The organism is Microcystis sp. LEGE 08355 (genome assembly GCF_015207185.1).
GTDB classification, from domain to species: domain Bacteria; phylum Cyanobacteriota; class Cyanobacteriia; order Cyanobacteriales; family Microcystaceae; genus Microcystis; species Microcystis panniformis.
In genome coordinates this window covers 1-1345 of sequence record NZ_JADEXI010000881.1, presented here as the reverse complement: position 1 = coordinate 1345, position 1345 = coordinate 1, and the positions used below count along the sequence as shown (strand labels likewise).

Annotated in this window: 1 protein-coding gene and 2 pseudogenes; 1 reads left to right on the top strand and 2 read right to left on the bottom strand. The window is 42.8% G+C overall.

What is annotated here, in order from left to right:
• Nucleotides 1-268: pseudogene (locus IQ242_RS27335) on the top strand (zinc ribbon domain-containing protein); the annotation flags it as partial.
• Nucleotides 269-324: 56 nt separating this feature from the next.
• Here IQ242_RS27335 and IQ242_RS27330 read toward each other — a convergent pair.
• Nucleotides 325-420, bottom strand: a pseudogene (locus IQ242_RS27330) (BrnT family toxin); the annotation flags it as partial.
• 21 nt (nt 421-441) lie between these two features.
• On the bottom strand, nt 442-1345 hold a 904-nt coding region (locus IQ242_RS24920), incomplete at its 5' end, for an ABC transporter substrate-binding protein/permease (RefSeq protein WP_193961805.1).

Here is a 1345-nt window from a genome sequence, read left to right as displayed (position 1 = left end):
TTAGAGACAGTAGATAGATGGTTTCCTAGTTCTAAAAGGTGTAGTAATTGCGGGTATATTGCCCTTGAAAATGCCGTTAAATATTCGAGAGTGGGATTGTCCAGACTGTGGGACTCACCATGACCGAGATGTTAACGCTAGTAAAAACATTTTGGCCGCAGGGCTTGCGGTGTCAGTCTGTAGAGCGACCATAAGACCAGAGCAGAGTAAATCTGTTAAGGCAGGTGCGGAACCCCGCAAGGGAAAGAAGCAGAAACCTAAATCGTGAGGTTTGGGAATCGCCGTCCGTTTTACGGCGGCGAGGATGTCAATTGCCCTCCTAGCACTAATTAATCGACACGATTTGCCTCTTAAGGTATATACAAGGCAATAGACCTGTTTTTCAAGTTCTCCAAACGATATCGTCCGTTTTTCGCCATAATCTCTACGATTCTGTTGCCCCTAAGCTTTCTGTTCCTGTTTAGATTTATGTAGGGGATCCATATAAATCTCTAAGCGCTTAAATACCACAGAGGAAAGGGTAGTTAAAACCAAATAAACCAAAGCAACGGCGATATAAATCTCGAAAGCTTTATAGGTAGTGGCTACCATTAATTGACCTTGCCGGAATAATTCTTCAAAACCGATTACTGCCGCTAAACTGGTATCTTTAATTAGGGTAATAAATTCATTCCCCAAGGGTGGCAACATCCGGCGAAAAGCTTGGGGAAAAATCACCTCGCGCATGGTTTGCACCGGGGACATTCCTAGACTAGAACAAGCTTCCCATTGACCATTATCGATCGATTGAATACCGCCGCGCATAATTTCAGCTAAATAGGCCGCCACATTTAAACTTAGGGCAAATAGGGCTGCTGGTAAACGATCTAAGTCGATATTTAAGCCAATTTCTCGGAACACCCCGGGCAAACCAAAATAGATCAAGAATAATTGCACCAGCATCGGTGTTCCCCGAAAGAAATCCACATAGATGCGGCAAATTATTTTTAACCATTTGTAGGGAGAAATCAGGGCAATAGCCACTAAAGTTCCACCGATTAACCCGAAAAGAAAAGACAGAACCGTTAACAGAATTGTCCAGGGAACCCCTTTCACAATCAGGTTATAGAATAATTCTCCCCAGTTAAACCTCGATTCCTGTAAATTCTTTAAAGCTGGGGCAACTAAGGGTAATTCTGGCGGTTTTTCTCCAAACCATTGCCGAAAAATAGCATCGTACCGACCACTTTCTATGACTCGACCGAGAGCATCATTAATTAATTGTAGATAGGGGGAATTTTTGGGTAAAGCAATGCCATAGAATTCTTCCGTTAATAATTCTCCAACCACTTTTACTCCCCGTAAA